12 protein-coding genes and 2 riboswitches are annotated in these 17,676 nt (G+C 62.6%); of the genes, 7 read left to right on the top strand and 5 right to left on the bottom strand.

Annotated elements, in window-relative coordinates; translation table 11 throughout:
- Positions 1–6: 6 nt before the first annotated feature.
- Positions 7–1,434 carry an oligosaccharide flippase family protein gene (locus ACN9MU_RS17300; protein ID WP_426343161.1) on the bottom strand — a complete coding sequence of 476 codons (1,428 nt, stop codon included), beginning with the start codon at positions 1,432–1,434 and terminating at the stop codon, positions 7–9.
- Position 1,435: 1 nt separating this feature from the next.
- Positions 1,436–3,517 carry a glycosyltransferase gene (locus ACN9MU_RS17295; RefSeq protein ID WP_426343160.1) on the bottom strand — a complete coding sequence of 694 codons (2,082 nt, stop codon included), beginning with the start codon at positions 3,515–3,517 and terminating at the stop codon, positions 1,436–1,438.
- A gap of 98 nt (positions 3,518–3,615) precedes the next feature.
- On the opposite strand from ACN9MU_RS17295, the gene ACN9MU_RS17290 reads away from it, so the two are divergent.
- Positions 3,616–4,320 (top strand): hypothetical protein, encoded by a 705-nt coding sequence (locus tag ACN9MU_RS17290; RefSeq protein WP_426343159.1) that lies wholly within the window; start codon positions 3,616–3,618, stop codon positions 4,318–4,320.
- A complete protein-coding gene (locus tag ACN9MU_RS17285) occupies positions 4,305–4,925 on the top strand; it encodes an ABC transporter permease (protein WP_426318014.1) in 621 nt (206 codons plus the stop codon). Before ACN9MU_RS17290 ends, ACN9MU_RS17285 begins: the two co-directional genes overlap by 16 nt.
- On the opposite strand, the gene prsR is transcribed toward ACN9MU_RS17285, so the two are convergent.
- Positions 4,899–6,245, bottom strand: a complete 1,347-nt coding sequence (gene prsR, locus ACN9MU_RS17280; RefSeq protein WP_426343158.1) for a PEP-CTERM-box response regulator transcription factor — start codon at positions 6,243–6,245, stop codon at positions 4,899–4,901. The two genes, ACN9MU_RS17285 and prsR, sit on opposite strands and share 27 nt — an antisense overlap.
- Positions 6,246–6,346: 101 nt before the next feature.
- Between prsR and nadB the strand changes: the two genes are divergently transcribed.
- Positions 6,347–7,954, top strand: coding sequence for an L-aspartate oxidase (gene nadB / locus ACN9MU_RS17275; RefSeq protein WP_426318012.1), 1,608 nt, complete (start codon positions 6,347–6,349; stop codon positions 7,952–7,954).
- Here nadB and ACN9MU_RS17270 read toward each other — a convergent pair.
- Positions 7,951–8,694: a substrate-binding periplasmic protein gene (locus ACN9MU_RS17270; protein ID WP_426318011.1), complete on the bottom strand. Its 744-nt coding sequence runs from the start codon at positions 8,692–8,694 to the stop codon at positions 7,951–7,953. The genes nadB and ACN9MU_RS17270 overlap by 4 nt on opposite strands.
- Positions 8,695–8,733: 39 nt before the next feature.
- Here ACN9MU_RS17270 and ACN9MU_RS17265 point away from each other — a divergent pair, with 39 nt between their 5' ends.
- Positions 8,734–9,276, top strand: coding sequence for a GNAT family N-acetyltransferase (locus ACN9MU_RS17265; RefSeq protein WP_426161565.1), 543 nt, complete (start codon positions 8,734–8,736; stop codon positions 9,274–9,276).
- On the opposite strand, the gene ACN9MU_RS17260 is transcribed toward ACN9MU_RS17265, so the two are convergent.
- The gene (locus tag ACN9MU_RS17260; RefSeq protein ID WP_426318009.1) at positions 9,273–11,363 is read right to left on the bottom strand and encodes a 3-hydroxyacyl-CoA dehydrogenase NAD-binding domain-containing protein; all 2,091 of its coding nucleotides are present in this window, start codon (positions 11,361–11,363) and stop codon (positions 9,273–9,275) included. The two genes, ACN9MU_RS17265 and ACN9MU_RS17260, sit on opposite strands and share 4 nt — an antisense overlap.
- A 297-nt stretch (positions 11,364–11,660) precedes the next feature.
- Between ACN9MU_RS17260 and ACN9MU_RS17255 the strand changes: the two genes are divergently transcribed.
- The 3 genes from ACN9MU_RS17255 (at position 11,661) to ACN9MU_RS17245 (ending at position 17,492) form a co-directional block, all read left to right on the top strand.
- Positions 11,661–13,136, top strand: a complete 1,476-nt coding sequence (locus tag ACN9MU_RS17255; RefSeq protein WP_426343157.1) for a S8 family serine peptidase — start codon at positions 11,661–11,663, stop codon at positions 13,134–13,136.
- Between the two features lie 224 nt (positions 13,137–13,360).
- Positions 13,361–13,447: riboswitch (cyclic di-GMP riboswitch) on the top strand.
- A gap of 115 nt (positions 13,448–13,562) precedes the next feature.
- Positions 13,563–15,317, top strand: a complete 1,755-nt coding sequence (locus ACN9MU_RS17250) for a S8 family serine peptidase (RefSeq protein WP_426318007.1) — start codon at positions 13,563–13,565, stop codon at positions 15,315–15,317.
- 218 nt (positions 15,318–15,535) lie between these two features.
- Positions 15,536–15,622: riboswitch (cyclic di-GMP riboswitch) on the top strand.
- A gap of 115 nt (positions 15,623–15,737) precedes the next feature.
- Entirely contained in the window at positions 15,738–17,492 is a 1,755-nt protein-coding gene (locus ACN9MU_RS17245; RefSeq protein WP_426318006.1) for a S8 family serine peptidase, read from the top strand.
- Positions 17,493–17,676: the final 184 nt, after the last annotated feature.

The raw sequence follows: 17,676 nt of genomic DNA, 5'->3' as shown, positions 1-17,676 counted from the left end.
CTCCCCTCATTGTTGCCAACCAGCGCGGCGCAGCAAGCCCGCCAATGGGTGCTGCTGGAGCCAGATTGCGAGCCCCCAGCCAAGCGCTCCGCTGCCGGCGCCCGCCAGCAAATGCAGTACACCTGGCGCTTCATTGCGGGCCATCGCCAGCACCAGCATGGCCGGGGCGAGGGCCGCAACGGTAGCCATGGCGCTCTTGCGCAGCGCCCGGAGCAGGTTTGCAGGCTGCAGGCCGTACAACTTCTGCAAGCACCGCAACACCAGCCAGCTGCGCAAAGCCAGGCTGAAGGCGATTGCTGCCGCCAGCCATTCCAGGCCCGCCAGGCCCGCCGGAAGCAGCATCGACAAGCGCCCGAGTACAGCAAGCGCGTCTAGCCTCGCCTGCTCGCCGATATGGCCGGTGGCGAGCAACAGGTAGCGCCCCATATTGAACATGCTATACAGCGCGGCAGCACCGCACATGATCCGGATCAAAGGTACGCAGGCTTGCCACTGATGTCCGTACAGCAGCGCCACAATTGGTTCAGCGTATAGGCCGGCGAACAGGAAGAAGGGCCAGGACAAGGCCGTAATGCAGGCGGCGGCCGTCACATAGGCCTGCAGGGCATCGCCTCCCTCGCGGGCATGCCGCGCGAATAGCGGAAAGATCACTGGCGAGACAGCGCTGGTAACGGCCTGGTTGAAGAGGGATAGCACAGACTGCGCTTTGCCCAGGAGGGCGACCTGCTCCGCGCCAAGCAGCTTGCCGGCGATCAGGTCCGGCGCTACCACGCCGATCTCGTCGATCGCATTTCCGGCAACGGCCAGCCCGCCGGGCCGCACGAGCGCACGAATCCCCTGCAGGCCCGGGCGCCATGCCATGCCTGCAGGTTGCCGGGTGAGCGCAACGAGGAAGGCTGCGAAGGTCGCGGCAAAGCTTCCCCAGGCCAGCGCACACGGCCCCAATCCGCCTGCCGCCAACGCAATGGTGGCCGCGAACTGGGTCGAGCAGTAACTGGCCGATACCATCAAAAGCGCGCTTGCGTGCATTTCACGGCGCAGCATCGCGGTTATCTGCGACGAGAATGGGACCAGCACGAAATTCAGCGCCAGGATACGCAGCACCTGTGCCAGATCCGGCTGCCGATAGAACGCTCCCAGCGGCTCTGCCAGGCCAGCCAGCAGCACGGCCAGGCCCCATCCCATCGCCACGGAAATGGACAGCAGAGCGCGCTGTTCCACGGTCGACAGTTCGCGCCGCGCGACCAGCAACTGCCCGGTCCCCAGGTCGCGGAACACCTGCGCCAGCCCGGTCAGCACCGCAGCGATCGAATAGACTCCGATATCGGACGGCGACAGGAGCCGGGCGAGGATGATGGAAGATGCCAGGGCCAGCGCGGCCTGCAGGTACTTCTCGGCAAAGCCAAAGGCAAAGTTGCGGGCGACTCCACGCATCTCACGCCAGCCCGTCGTAGAAAGCCTCCACCTGTGCGCTGATCACCGGCACTGCATAGCGCGCTTCCACCTCGGCCCTGCCCTGGCGGCCCATCTCGGTGCGGCGCACGGGGTCGTCGAGCAGGGCGCCGATCGTCGCGACCGCATTGTCAATATCGCCTGGGGTAAGCAGCAGCCCGCCTGCGCTGCCTTCGAGGATATCTTCGCTGCCGGGGACCCGCGTGGCCAGCGCTGGCACCCCGCATGCCATCGCCTCGATCGTCGCAATGCCGAAACCTTCTCGCCGGCTGACCAGCAGGTGCAGGTCCATGGCTGGAATGATCGACTCGACCTGGGCCTGGAAGCCGGTGAAGATGACGCGCCGCGTCAGGCGCTGGCGGCGCACCATGTCCCGCAATGACGATTCCAGCGGGCCGGTCCCCACCAACAGGAGTTTCAGACGGGGCCGCACCCTGGCCAAATGAGCGAAGATCGCAAGCAACTCCTCCGGGCGCTTTTGCGCCGACAGGCGGCCTACGCTGCCTATCACTTCGTCATTGTCAGCGATTCCCCATTGGCGACGCGCAGCAGACCGCCGCCGGGGCGAAGCCTGGAAGCGGCGCAGGTCCACGCAGTTCGGAATGACGGCCAGCCGCACGTCGGCAGGCAACCATTCCCGGTACAGGGACAGGAAGTGTTTCATCGCGGAGCCTGAAACTGCGTACACACCCTTCACGCCTGCCATTGCCCGCTGCAGCAGGCTGCGCTGCCACTCATTGAATTCGGTGTGAGGAAACGCATTGTGCACGCTGATCACGGCCGGCACCCCGCAATGCTGTGCCAGCCACAAGGCGCTGGCCCCGTATGTCGTCCAGCAGAACGCCACGTGCACCAGGTCGGGACGCAGCTTGCGCAATGCCGGCGCGCTGAAGGCCATCGCCCGCAAGCGGTTCAGGCGCCGCCACGGCCACTCCTCCAGCATGGGCGGCACGTTCAAGTCGGCGATTTCGACGCATTCATCCTGCGCAGACTGGCGCCAGCGTTCATCGCCGGCAAAGCGCGGTGGCGCCAATACGCAGTCGTAGCCAACGCCCTTCAGGAAGCGGGCCTCGTCGAGCATGCGCAGCTCCATGCCGCCCAGTTCGCCGGAAAAGCTGGTGAGCACTATGCGCCGGCTTGCCGGACGCCTGGTGGCAGCCGCCGCTTCGGCGATATAGCCGCCAAGGTAGGCCAGTTCCCAGCGCCGCTGGAATATGCGCTCCGGCTGGCGCAACAGCATGGCTGCGCCGAGCCCGCACAGTTCTTCCACGTATTTGCGCAGCATCCAGCGCGGTGCGCCGAACAGTTCCGGGAACTGGCCGGGCCGGGTCAAACGGCAAGCGCCGCGGCCATAACGGCGGGCGCGCGCCATCACCCAGTCCGGTGTCAGCTGCACCGGGCGTATGTGGTGGGCAACGCGGGCCGCCGGACAGAACCAGGACTGGAAGCCGGCGCCTTCCAGCAGCCGGGTGAAACTGACTTCGCCGCCCATCGCGTACTCGCCCGCGGCCGGCCCGATCGATTCGTCAAAGCGGTAGCCGTGACGGAATACTTCGCCGCGCACCGCCATGTTGGCGCCCCAGACCAGTCCGGGGTAGACAGGTCCCTCCGGCAGCATCGGGTCCGTCAGGCCGTACGTCAGGCCGCAAGGGACCAGCCGCAGCAGCCATTCCGGCGGCGCCACGCTCCAGTCGGGAACGATGCTGCCGCCGAAGATGGCGAAGCCCTGGCGCTCCGTTGCTGCGTCGGCGTAGCGTACGAGCCAGTCGCGGTCGGGAGTGGCGTCGTCGTCGGTGAAAACGAACAACCGTGTCTCTGGCCCCTTCATCGCCAACGCGAGGCCGTGGTTCAGGGCAGCGTTCTTGCCGCGCCGCGGTTCGTAGGCGTAGTGCAGCGGAAGCCGGCTGGTGTAGGACATCAACAGCTCGCGCGTGCCGTCGTCGCTGCCGTTGTCCACCACCAGCAGCCGCCACCCTTCCTCAGGGCTATGCAACTGCGTGTAGGCGTCGAGCACCTGCGGCAAGGTGCGCACGCCGTTGAACGTAGCCATCAGCACAGTAAGCATGATGATTCCTCCCTGGAGGTCCCAGTCTATGCAAGGCGCCGGCGAAGCCGCTTGCGTTAGCTCAAAGAGCCCGCGCGAAGCTTTGCTGTAATGACTTTATGTTCACGCGCTTACTGCACACAGTTTCGGAACTCGGCGCCGGCAATGCGGCCTGGTATGCCGCCGCGCGGGCCTTGCAATTGTTCGGCCTGCATATGTGGCGCTACCATTTTGTCGCGCAGCGCGTGCCATCGAGCGCCATGCGCAGTGCACCCGGCAGGCTGCTGATGTCTCCCATCGCCAGCCTGGCCGACTTGCCGCCGGAGTATCCAAGGCCGCGTGAAGTCGTGGCGGCGCGCTTCCGCCAGGGCGGCTGCAGCATCGCGGCCTGGAAAGGATGCGAACTCGCCGCAATCCTGTGGTACCAGTTCGGCGCTTACGAAGAAGACGAAGTCCGCGCCCGCTACTGCCTGCCATCGCCGCATTCTTGCTGGGACTATGATGTGTTCGTGCAGCCGCATATGCGCCTTGGTACGGCATTCTGCCGGATCTGGGATGAGGCACACCGCTGCATGCATGCACGCGGGATCCAGTGGACATGCAGCCGGATTTCGGCTTTCAATCCGGGGTCGCTGCGAGCCCATCATCGCATCGGCGCAGTCCACCTTGGCAGCGCGACGTTCATTGCGCTGGGGCGCTGGCAGCTGATGTTCGCCAACCGCCCTCCTTACGTCCACTTGTCCGCCAGCCCCAGGTCGCGGCCGCAACTCGTCTTCGACACGCGCCCGCTCGAACACGGAGAATCGCAATGCCAGCCTACCTGATCCTGCTCGCCGCCCTCACGGCCGACTGTCCGCCCTACAGCAAGGGCGCAACCGGCGGCGATTACTACGACGCCGAGGATGCCAAAGGCCTGGCCGTGGTCGAGACCTTCCATTTCGGCCCGCAGGTGGAAGCGCTGCAGCGCGGGATGTCGGGCACCTTGGGCGGCGATATCGGCTACACGCTGGAACACTTTCCCAACCATCCCCGCGCCCTGTCGGCAATGGCGCGCCTTGCATTGCGCACAAAGCAGGCGCAAGCGCCGGGGGCACACCACACAGTGGAGTGCTACTTCCAGCGCGCCATCGCGTTCGCGCCCAAAGATGGCGCAACACGCGCCCTGTTCGGCGCCTATCTGCTGTCCTTGCGGCGCGATGCCGATGCGATAGAGCATTTGCAGGCGGCGCTGCAGGCACAGCCAGGCAATGCCGCCGCCTGGTACAACCTGGGCCTGGCCCGGGTAAGGCAGAAGGACTGGCCGGCGGCACTGGATGCGGCACACAAGGCATATGGCCTTGGATTCCCGCTCCCCGGCCTGCGGCAGCAATTGAAGGCTGCGCGCGAATGGCGCGAAGCGGATTTACTTGATCCCGTGGTGGCTCATTAAGTCATACAGCGTGGGCCGGCTCACGCCCAGCAGTTCGGAGGCGCGCGCAATATTGCCGCCGGTCCTGGCCAGGGCCTTGACCATCACCCGGTATTCCGCAGCATCGCGCGCATCGCGCAGGTCGATGTTCTCGGCCTGCGGGGCGCCGGGCGGCAGGCCCAGGTCCTCCAGCGTGATATGCGGGCCTTCGCTCATGATGGCGGCACGCTTGATGCAGTTCTCCATCTCGCGCACGTTGCCCGGCCAGCCATAGGCTTCAATCGCGGCCAGCGCATCCGGATGGAATGGCAGCGGCGGGCGTCCTTCAGCCTGCAGGAAACGATGGCGGAAGTGTTGCGCCAGCAGGACTGCATCGCCAATCCGTTCGCGCAGCGGCGGCACCACCAGCACGATTTCACTCAGCCGGTAGAACAAGTCTTCCCTGAAACGTCCCTCATCCACCATCGCCTTCAGGTTGCGATGCGTGGCACAGACGATGCGCACGTCGACCGCGATCTCGCTGCGGCCGCCCAGGCGTTCGATCACGCGCTCTTGCAGGAAGCGCAGCATCTTCGCCTGCAGCGGCAACGCCATGTCGCCGATCTCGTCGAGGAAGAAGGTGCCGCCGGCGGCCAGTTCGATCTTGCCTAGCGTCTGCCGCTCGGCACCGGTGAAGGCACCCTTCTCATAGCCAAACAATTCGCTCTCCAGCAGATGCTCCGGAATTGCCGCGCAATTGATTGCCACCATGCGCCGGTCGTGCCGCGCGCTCAGCTGGTGCAGGCCGCGCGCCAGCACCTCCTTGCCGCAGCCAGACGCCCCCATCAGCATCACGGTGGCGGAGCTTGGCGCGACTTTTTCTATGCTCCGGCATACGCGCAACATGCCGGGGTCGCGCGTGACCAGCCCGGCCAGCGGCGAATCAGCCTCGGTCTGCAGCATGCGCCGGTTCTCCTGCTGCACGCTGTGCAGGAAGAAGGCGCGTTCCGCCATCAGGCGCAGCATCTCGCCATCCAATGGCTTCTGGTGGAAATCGTAGGCACCAAGCGCCATCGCTTTCAGCACGTTTTCGCGGTCCTGGTTGCCGGACAGGACGATCACCTTGGTATCGGCAGCAATTGCCAGCATCTGCTGCAGCAAGAGCAAGCCTTCGCTTGCGCAATCGGGCTCCGGCGGCAGGCCGAGGTCCATGGTCACCACCGCCGGCTGGTGCCGGCGCAACTGGCCGAGCGCGGCGTCGCGGTTCCCCGCAAACACCACCTCGTATGCGTCCAGGGCCCAGCGCAACTGCTTTTGCAGGCCCAGGTCGTCCTCCACCACGAGCAGCTTTTTCTTGGTCATGAGCCCATGATGCAGCATGCCGGCGGTGGGGCTTTTGAGGCAGCGCAACGGCAAATAGTTTATATTGTTGCTTATTACGCGAAAAAACAGCCCGAAACACCATGAAATTCGATGTCGTGATCGTCGGCAGCGGCCTGGCCGGCCTCTCTGTTGCACTCCACCTGGCGGAAAGCCGCAAAGTAGCCATCATCTCCAAACGCGCCCTGCTCGACGGCGCCAGCAACTGGGCCCAGGGCGGTATCGCCGCGGTGCTCGATTCCGGCGACAGCCACGAGCAGCATATTGCCGATACCCTGGTTGCCGGCGGCGGCTTATGCGACGAAGGGGCCACGCGTTTCATCGTTGAACACGGACGCGAAGCCATCGAGTGGTTGATTGGCCTCGGCGTTCCCTTCACCCGCGACGAAAGCGCGGAACTGGGCTTCCACCTGACCCGAGAAGGCGGCCATAGCCAGCGCCGCATCATCCATGCGGCCGACGCAACCGGCCACGCGGTGCAGGTGACGCTGGAAGAGAAAGTCCGGGCGCATCCGAACATCAGCCTGTTCGAGCAGCACTGCGCGATCGACCTGATCACCACGGACAAGCTGGGCCCGCGCCCCGCCAATTCGCAGCCCCGCTGCCACGGCCTGTATGTCCAGGATGTGACAACCGGCCAGGTGCACACCGTCACGGCCGAACACACGGTGATGGCGACCGGCGGCGCCGGCAAGGTCTACCTGTACACCACCAATCCCGATACCGCCAGCGGCGACGGCATTGCCATGGCCTGGCGCGCGGGTTGCCGCGTGTCGAACATGGAGTTCATCCAGTTCCACCCGACCTGCCTGTACCATCCCTACGCCAAGTCTTTCCTGATCACGGAAGCGATCCGCGGCGAAGGCGGCCTGCTCAAGCTGCCGCCGGAAGCCGGCGCCGCCGCCGGGCAGCGTTTCATGCTGGCGCACGATGAACGGGCCGAACTGGCGCCGCGCGACGTGGTTGCGCGGGCGATCGACTTCGAGATCAAGAAGCGCGGCCTGGACTACGTCCACCTCGACATCAGCCACAAGCCTGCCGACTTCCTGATCGAGCACTTCCCGACCATCCATGCACGCTGCCTGGAACTGGGCATCGACATCACCAAGGAGCCGATCCCTATCGTGCCGGCGGCGCACTACACCTGCGGCGGCGTGGTGACCGACCTGTTTGGCCGCACTGACTTGCCTGGCCTGTACGCCGTGGGCGAAACCGCCTGCACCGGCCTGCATGGCGCCAACCGCCTGGCCAGCAATTCCCTGCTCGAGTGCGTTGTGATCGGGCGCGCCTGCGCCCAGGACATCCTGGCCCAGGACAAGGAAAGCACGCCCTACCTGCCGGATTGGGATGAAAGCCGCGTCACCGACGCGGACGAGGAAGTGGTCATCGCCCACAACTGGGACGAATTGCGCCGCTTCATGTGGAACTATGTGGGCATCGTTCGCACCACCAAGCGCCTTGAGCGCGCCCAGCACCGCATCGCCCTGCTGAAGGAAGAAATCGACGAGTACTACCGCCATTTCCGCATCACGAGCGACCTGCTGGAGCTGCGCAACCTGGTGGAAGTTGCCTCGCTGATCGTCAACAGTGCGCTGCAGCGGCGCGAGAGCCGCGGCCTGCATTTCAGCCGCGATTACCCGGCTACGCTGCCCAAAGCCTTGCCGACCGTGCTCACGCCGGAGCGCCGCTAAGGCACGTTCACCTCGTGCCGCAAGCCCAGGCGCTTCAACTCCCCGCTTTCGACCAGGCGCTGGAATTCGGCATCGAATTCCTTGCGCAGCGCGTCGGCTGCGGGGCGCTTGGGAAATGCGAAGTACCCATCCTGCACCTCGATCACCCGTGGCAGCATGGCCAACTGGCCTGACAGCCCCAGCCGGCCCAGCACCGGTTCGGTGTTGCGGCGGTTACTGGCAAACATTTGCGCATGCTGCGCCGCCAGCATTTTCAGCCCGCTGTCGACACTGTTCACAACATCCAGCCGCAGCTGCGGCCTTGCCTTGTCGAAGGCAGGCCCATAGGACCAGCCGTTGACGATGGCGATGCGCTGTTCTGACAGGGACGCGTAGTCGCCGCTCCAATCCTGCAGCGCCCCTTTACGGACGTAGAACACCATCTGGTCCTGGTAGAACGGCAGTTTTGAGAACGACATCAGCTGTTGGCGCTCGAAAGTCTTGTAAGGGCCAACCAGGATATCGGCCTTGCCTTGCGCGACCAGGGCCTGGGCGCGTGCCCACGGATAGAGTTCGAAGATGGCCCGATGTCCCAGGCGCTCGGCGATAAGGCGCACAATTTCGGGGCCCAGGCCAACAATCTCACCCTCCTGGCCGCGTTCATAGACGCGTTCGAAATGGGTACCGATCACCAGCAGGTCGCGGGCCGCCGCCGGCAGGCAGCAAAGCAAGGCGAAGATAGCAGCAGCGAATTTGCGCATGATTTCTCCCTCGGTGCCACCCTATGATAGCATTTCCGAATGACAAATCCAGTCACATTGCGCGCCGCTACAAAGGCTGATATCCCGGCCATGGAAGCCTTGATCCGGCGCTCCGGCATCGAGCTCAGCAAGGGGTTTTATACGGATGAACAGGCGACAGCCGTAACGCGTCACGTGTTCGGCGTCGATACGCAACTGGTGGAAGACGGCACCTATTTCGTCATCGAGCGCGACGGCGAACTGCGGGCCTGCGGCGGCTGGAGCAAGCGCGCCACGCTGTTCGGGGGCGACCGCCACAAAGCCGGACCGGATCCCTTGCTGGACCCAGCCACCCAGCCGGCACGCATCCGGGCCTTCTTCGTCGACCCTTCGGTTCCACGCCAAGGCCTGGGCCGCATGCTCATGGAGCATTGCGAGCGCCAGGCGGCTGCCGCGGGCTTCCTGCTCATGGAACTGGCAGCCACCATGCCCGGCGTGCCGCTCTACGTTGCGTGCGGCTTCGAGACAGTGGAAGATTTTGCGCTGGCGCTTCCAGGCGACGTCGCCGTACCGTTATCGCGCATGCGCAAGCGCATTGCTTAATGACTATTGAAGCCCTTGCCTTCCGCAGCCAGCCTGGCCAGTAGCGGCGCCGGTTTCCAGGCTTCGCCGTGGCGGCCGCGGGCGAATTTCTCGATGGTGCCCAATACATTGGCCAGGCCAACCGTATCGGCGTAAAACATCGGGCCGCCGCGATACAACGGGAAGCCATAGCCGGTCAGGTAGACCATGTCGATGTCGGAGGCGCGCAAGGCGATGCCTTCTTCAAGGATCAGGGCGCCCTCGTTTACCAGCGCATAGACCAGGCGCTCGACGATTTCCTGCTCGCCGACCTGGCGTCGTTCGACGCCGATATCCGCCGAATGCTTGATGATCATTTCGTTCACCAGCGCGCTTGGGGAAGCCTTGCGGTCGCCTTCCTTGTAGTCGTACCAGCCGCCGCCGGTCTTCTGGCCGAAGCGGCCCATTTCGCACAGAAGGTCGGCTGTCCTGGAATACACCACTTCCGGTTTTTCGATATAGCGGCGCTTGCGGATGTACCAGCCGATATCGTTGCCTGCCAGGTCGCTCATGCGGAACGGTCCCATTGGGAAGCCAAACTTCTCGATAGCCTTGTCCACCTGCTCAGGCAAGGCGCCCTCCTCCAGCAGGAACCCGGCCTGGCGGAAGTATTGTTCGATCATGCGATTGCCGATGAAACCGTCGCACACACCGGACACCACGCCGGTCTTCTTCAACTTTTTCGACAGCGCCATGGTGGTCGCCAGGACGTCCTTGCCGGTTGCCTTGCCACGCACGACTTCCAGCAGCTTCATCACGTTGGCAGGGCTGAAGAAGTGCGTCCCGATCACGTCTTGCGGACGGCTGGTAAAGGCTGCAATCTTGTCCAGGTCGAGCGTGGAGGTGTTGGAAGCCAGGATCGCGCCAGGCTTCATCACCTCGTCCAGTTTCCGGAATACGGTTTCCTTCACGCCCAGGTCTTCGAAAACAGCTTCGATAACCATGTCGGCGTCGGCAATGGCGCTGTAATCAAGAGTGCCGCCAATCAGCGCTACCCGCTGCTCGAACTTTTCCTGGGTAAGCTTGCCCTTCTTCAGGGTGTTCTCATAGTTCTTGCGAATGGTGGCAAGGCCCTTTTCCAGCGCTTCCTGCCTGGTTTCCAGCAGGACGACCGGAATGCCGGCGTTGGCAAAATTCATTGCGATACCGCCGCCCATGGTGCCGGCGCCAATCACAGCAGCCTTGCGGATCTCGCGAACCGGAGTATCGGGCGGCACATCTGGAATCTTGCTCGCGGCCCGCTCCGAAATGAACGCATGGCGCAACGATTTGCATTCGGTGGTCTGCATCAGGTGCAGGAAGCGCTCGCGCTCGAATTTCAGGCCGGCTTCGAAGTCCATGGTGACCGACGCAGCCACGGTTTCGAGGCATTCCAGCGGCGCTGGGAACGGTCCGGCGACCGCCTTCACGGTATTGCGGCTGAATTGCAGGAAGGCTTCATGATTCGGGTAGTCCACTTTGCGGTCGCGTACTTTCGGCAGGGGTCGCACGTCGGCGATGCCTTCTGCGAAGGCACTGGCTTCGGCCAGCAGGTCGGCGCCGGCCGGCAGCAACTTGTCGAACAGTGCCGTGCCAGCGAGTTTTTCCGACAACACCGGCGTGCCGGACACAATCATGTTCAACGCCATCTCCAGGCCCAGCACGCGCGGCAGGCGCTGCGTACCTCCTGCGCCTGGCAGCAAGCCCAGTTTCACTTCTGGCAGTGCAATCTGGGCGCCCGGAAGCGCTACTCGGTAATGGCAGCCAAGTGCCAGTTCCAGGCCGCCGCCCATGGCGACCGAATGAATTGCTGCCACCACTGGCTTGCTGCAGCCTTCCACCGCACGGATCAGGCTGTGCAAAGTCGGCTCGGTCAGTGCTTTCGGTGAATTGAATTCCTTGATATCAGCCCCACCGGAAAATGCCTTGCCGGCTCCAGTCAGCACGACAGCTTTGACCGCGCCGTCCTCCTGCGCCCGCCGAATGCCTTCGATTGCCGCAGTGCGCGTCGCCAGGCCAAGGCCGTTGACCGGGGGATTGTTCAGCGAAATGACAGCGATGGAACCGTGGACTGCGTAATCTGCGCTCATGGATTGTCTCTTCTTTGTTGGTGTGGTTGTCCGATGCCGAGCAGCTACTATAACCCACAAATCGAACGATCGTGCGCTTCACTGGGGGCGCTTGTCGCAAATTATATAAAACTTCCTTGAAATTAATCAGGCTTTCATCGAATAAATATCAATCAGGTATAAATCAGATTTCTCCGCCAGTGACTTCATCTTTTAAAAATACGCTTGCCCAACATTAATGGTCCGCATAATATCGTTCAAACACCAGGCACAGCAGTTCTCGTTTTTTAAAACCATTTGAAAACAGGGACTTGCATCATGAAACAGATCATTGCCCATTGTCTTGCAATCGCAACGCTTTCCACCGCCTTTAATACATCCGCCAGTGCCGCGCAGCCTGAATTTTTTGCCTCCGGCCGCGTTCTTGTTGAGCCGCGCGCAGGCTTGACAATGGAAGTGGTGTCGCAAATTTTCAAAGAGAACGGCGGCAACCGGGCGCACAAGCTCGGACAGAGCAATATTCACGTACTTGTGGTACCTGTGGGCGCCGAACGGGCCATGGTCAATAAGCTGAAGCACAATCCACACTTCAAATTTGCTGAACTTGACCGGGCAGTACCGGTCGCCACAGCAGCCAACGACCCCTATCTCGGCAGCGAGTGGCACATCAACAAGATTGCGGCCAATACCGCCTGGGATTCGAGCCAGGGAGCGGGCGTCACCATCGCCATCCTGGATTCGGGTGTCGATTCAGGCCATGCGGACTTGGCGGGCAACCTCGTTGCTGGCTATAACGCCTACGACGACAATACCAATACCGCCGACGTCTGCGGCCACGGCACCAAGGTCGCGGGCACTGCAGCTGCAATAAGCAATAATGCGCTCGGCGTCGCCGGCGTGGCCGGCCGGGCCAAAATCATGCCGATCCGCATCGCCTTCGTCAGTGCAGGCTCGTGCTACGCTTATTTCTCGACCATGGCGAGCGGGCTGACCTGGGCAGCCGATCACGGGGCCCGCGTGGCCAATATCAGCTACGCCAGCGTTCCGACCAGCTCGGCAGTGCAAAGCGCAGCGAATTACCTGCGCAGCAAAGGCGGCCTGCTTTTCGTTTCAGCCGGCAATTACAACCGCAACGAAGGCTTTACGCCGACGAATACCATGGTCCCGGTTTCAGCCACTGATCCCAACGATGCCCGGGCCAGTTTCTCGAGCTACGGCGCTTTCGTCGCGTTGTCTGCACCAGGCTTGGGCATTTACACGACGGTGAGCGGAGGCGGCTACGGCGGCGTCAACGGCACCTCTTTTTCAAGCCCGATTGCCGCTGCTGTTGCGGCGCTGGTCATGTCCGCTAATCCTGTACTGACGCCCGACCAGGTCCAGGACATCCTGTTCAATACTGCGATCGATCTTGGAACTGCCGGGCTTGACATCTACTTCGGCTTTGGACGGGTGAATGCAGCGGGCGCCGTTGCTGCCGCCCTGGCGGCGCCGGCACCTGATACTGTCGCGCCGACCGTGTCCATCCTCAGCCCCGAGGGGAGCATCACTGTTTCCGGCCTGGTTGCAATTGACCTGGCCGCATCCGATGACAAGGGTGTCGTTCGTGTCGACCTGAAAGTGAACGGTACCGTCGTTGCCTCCGACACGTCCGCCCCGTACGGCTTCAGCTGGAATTCCAATGGCGTTGCCAACGGAATGAACAGCCTGGCCGTGATCGCCTACGATGCAGCCGGCAATGCCGACACTTCCACCGTTTCCCAGGTGAATGTGGCCAATGGAGCGGCTTCCAGATAAGCCGCTCCCATTCATTTCTCCTCTGAATACGCCCGGCCAAAGCCGGGCTTTTTATTTAAAAACATTATTTTAACTACGAAAGTTGAAGTAACAGTGGGAAATATTCCTAGTCTTTGAATTAATAGGTGTTTCTAATAGTCCAGACTTAATTGCGACATTCAAAAAAAGTTTTTAAAATCCGCTTGCCACACGGCAATTGCTTGACTAAGATTCCGTACAGCAAGATCTGATAAGGGCAAACCACGGGAAACTGTGGGACGCAAAGTCATCGGTCTAACGGGCTTCGGCCCCATGACGGCAGGACTGCCAGACAAAAGTATCCCTGCCACCGGGTAGTAGCCCAGTGCGCTTTGTGATGCAGTCTTCTACCGGCAAAGACCGGCGGGCAGTCCTCGTTTTTTATTTTTGAAAACAGGGACTCGCACCATGAAAACCATCACCACCATCTCCGCAGCCATCGCCACCGCCATCGCTACCCTGGCTGCCCCAGCCTTCGCCGCGCAAGCGGAAGACTACGCCCAGGGCCGCATCATCGCCGAACCGCGTGCCGGCCTGACCGTGACGGAAATGGACAAGATCCTCAAGTCCAGCGGCGCCGGCAAGGCCCGCAAGCTGGGCCAGAGCAATATCCATGTGATCGATGTGGCGCACGGTTCGGAAAAAGCCATCGCTGCCAAGCTGAAGAACAACCCGCACTTCAAGTTTGCCGAGCTGGACCAGCGCGTGGCAGTGTCCGCCACCGCCAACGACCCTTACCTGGGCAGCGAATGGCACATCAACAAGATCGGCGCCAGCACCGCCTGGGACAACACCCAAGGCAGCGGCGTGACCATCGCCATCCTGGACTCGGGCATGGATTCGGCCCACCCTGACCTGGCCGGCAACGCCGTCGCCGGTTACAACGCCTACGACAACAACACCAATACCGCCGACGTCTGCGGCCACGGCACCAAGGCTGCCGGCTCCGCGGCGGCCACCATTAACAACACCACCGGCGTGGCCGGCGTGGCGGGCCAGGCCAGGATCATGCCAGTGCGCATTGCCTACAACAATTCCGGCACCTGCTACGCTTACTTCTCGACCATGGCCAGCGGCGTGACCTGGGCTGCCGACCACGGCGCCCGCGTGGTCAACATCAGCTACGCCAACGTGCCAACCAGCTCGGCCGTGCAAAGCGCTGCCAATTACCTCAAAGGCAAGGGCGGCCTGCTGTTCGTCTCGGCCGGCAACTACAACCGCGATGAAGGCTTCACCCCGACCGACACCATGATCCCGGTCTCGGCCACCGATTCGGCCGACAACCGTGCCAGCTTCTCCAGCTACGGCGCCTTTGTCGCGCTGTCGGCGCCGGGCGCGGGCATCTATACCACCGTCCAGGGTGGCGGCTACGGCGCAGTCAACGGCACCTCCTTCGCCAGCCCGGTTGCCGCCGGCGTGGCGGCCCTGGTGATGGCAGCCAATCCATCACTGAGCGCAGACCAGGTGAAGAGCATCCTGTTCACCACCGCTGTCGACCTGGGCACTGCCGGCCGCGACATCTATTTCGGTTACGGCCGCGTCAATGCCGCCGCCGCCGTGGCCGCCGCCAAGGCCGCACCGGCTCCCGACACCACCGCACCGACCGTGGCCATTGCCAATCCAGTAGGCGGCAGCACCGTCTCCGGCCTGGTCTCGATCGGCGTGAACGCCGCCGACAACGTGGGCGTGGCCCGCGTCGACCTGAAAGTCAACGGCACCGTGGTCGCTTCGGACAGCGCCGGCCCCTATGCCTTCAGCTGGGATTCCGGCAGCGTGGCCAACGGCATGAACAACCTGATCGCCATCGCTTACGATGCGGCCGGCAACGTCGCCACCTCCAGCACCGTGTCGGTCAACGTGTCCAACGCTGCTCCAGCCGTGTTAGCCGATACCACTGCCCCGGTGGTCGCCATCACCAACCCGACTTCGGGCGCTGTTTCCGGCACTGTCAACGTCACCGTCAACGCTTCGGACAACAGCGGCGCTGCCGGCATCAACATGAGCGTGTACATCGACGGCCAACTGAAGGCTTCCGGCGCCGGCTCTTCGCTGTCCTACAGCTGGAACACCCGCAAGCTCGCCAGCGGCACCCACACCGTGCAAGCCGTGGCCAGGGATGCTGCCGGCAATACCTCGACCACCAGCGTCCAGGTAACCCGCTAATTAATATCAATACCCTGTTTCAGCCCGGCTTCGGCCGGGCTTTTTTTATTAATCTTCAATATTGAGACTTCGAAAGTAAAAGTGACCATAAGAAATAATCCAAGTCTTTGAATTAACAGATGTTTCTAATAGTCCAGACTTAATTGCGACATTCAAAAAAAGTTTTTAAAATCCGCTTGCCACACGGCAATTGCTTGACTAAGATTCCGTACAGCAAGATCTGATAAGGGCAAACCACGGGAAACTGTGGGACGCAAAGTCATCGGTCTAACGGGCTTCGGCCCCATGACGGCAGGACTGCCAGACAAAAGTATCCCTGCCACCGGGTAGTAGCCCAGTGCGCTCTGTGATGCAGTCTTCTACCGGCAAAGACCGGCGGGCAGTCCTCGTTTTTTATTTTTGAAAACAGGGACTCGCACCATGAAAACCATCACCACCATCTCCGCAGCCATCGCCACCGCCATCGCTACCCTGGCTGCCCCAGCCTTCGCCGCGCAAGCGGAAGACTACGCCCAGGGCCGCATCATCGTGGAGCCTCGTGCCGGCTTGACCGTGATGGAAATGGACAAGATCCTCAAGTCCAGCGGCGCCGGCAAGGCTCGCAAGCTGGGCCAGAGCAATATCCACGTGATCGATGTGGCGCACGGTACGGAAAAAGCCATCGCTGCCAAGCTGAAGAACAACCCGCACTTCAAGTTTGCCGAGCTGGACCAGCGCGTGCCAGTGTCCGCCACCGCCAACGATCCTTACCTGGGCAGCGAATGGCACATCAACAAGATCGGCGCCAGCACCGCCTGGGACAACACCCAAGGCAGCGGCGTGACCATCGCCATCCTGGACTCGGGCATGGATTCGGCCCACCCTGACCTGGCCGGCAACGCCGTCGCCGGTTACAACGCCTACGACAACAACACCAATACCGCCGACGTCTGCGGCCACGGCACCAAGGCTGCCGGCTCCGCGGCGGCCACCATCAACAACACCACCGGCGTGGCCGGCGTGGCGGGCCAGGCCAGGATCATGCCAGTGCGCATTGCCTACAACAATTCCGGCACCTGCTACGCTTACTTCTCGACCATGGCCAGCGGCGTGACCTGGGCTGCCGACCACGGCGCCCGCGTGGTCAACATCAGCTACGCCAACGTGCCAACCAGCTCGGCCGTGCAAAGCGCTGCCAATTACCTCAAAGGCAAGGGCGGCCTGCTGTTCGTCTCGGCCGGCAACTACAACCGCGATGAAGGCTTCACCCCGACCGACACCATGATCCCGGTCTCGGCCACCGATTCGGCCGACAACCGTGCCAGCTTCTCCAGCTACGGCGCCTTTGTCGCGCTGTCGGCGCCGGGCGCGGGCATCTATACCACCGTCCAGGGTGGCGGCTACGGCGCGGTCAACGGCACCTCCTTCGCCAGCCCGGTTGCCGCCGGCGTCGCGGCCCTGGTGATGGCAGCCAATCCATCGCTGAGCGCAGACCAGGTGAAGAGCATCCTGTTCACCACCGCTGTCGACCTGGGCACTGCCGGCCGCGACATCTATTTCGGTTACGGCCGCGTCAATGCCGCCGCCGCCGTGGCCGCCGCCAAGGCCGCACCGGCTCCCGACACCACCGCACCGACCGTGGCCATTGCCAATCCAGTAGGCGGCAGCACCGTCTCCGGCCTGGTCTCGATCGGCGTGAACGCCGCCGACAACGTGGGCGTGGCCCGCGTCGACCTGAAAGTCAACGGCACCGTGGTCGCTTCGGACAGCGCCGGCCCCTATGCCTTCAGCTGGGATTCCGGCAGCGTGGCCAACGGCATGAACAACCTGATCGCCATCGCTTACGATGCAGCCGGCAACGTCGCCACCTCCAGCACCGTGTCGGTCAACGTCTCCAACGCCGCTCCAGCCGTGGTAGCCGATACCACTGCCCCGGTGGTCGCCATCACCAACCCGACTTCGGGCGCTGTTTCCGGTACCGTCAACGTCACCGTCAACGCTTCGGACAACAGCGGCGCTGCCGGCATCAACATGAGCGTGTACATCGACGGCCAACTGAAGGCTTCCGGCGCCGGCTCTTCGCTGTCCTACAGCTGGAACACCCGCAAGCTCGCCAGCGGCACCCACACCGTGCAAGCCGTGGCCAGGGATGCTGCCGGCAATACCTCGACCACCAGCGTCCAGGTAACCCGCTAATTAATATAAATACCCTGTTTGGGCCCGGCTCTGCCGGGCCTTTTTTTATTAGCCGCTGGAAATATCAATTAACTCCATATCAAATGAAATGAAGTTAATATCAATTTCTTCGCGACATTAGTTAACCCTTTGATTTGACTGAATATTATTAATCGCTACAATCCTGCAAGCCAACTTTGCACAA

Origin of the sequence: Pseudoduganella sp. R-32, from assembly GCF_049913245.1 — a bacterium.
In the GTDB taxonomy this organism is placed as follows: domain Bacteria; phylum Pseudomonadota; class Gammaproteobacteria; order Burkholderiales; family Burkholderiaceae_D; genus Rugamonas.
Note: the sequence above shows the minus strand (reverse complement) of the source record. Positions and strands in the feature narration are given on the sequence as shown.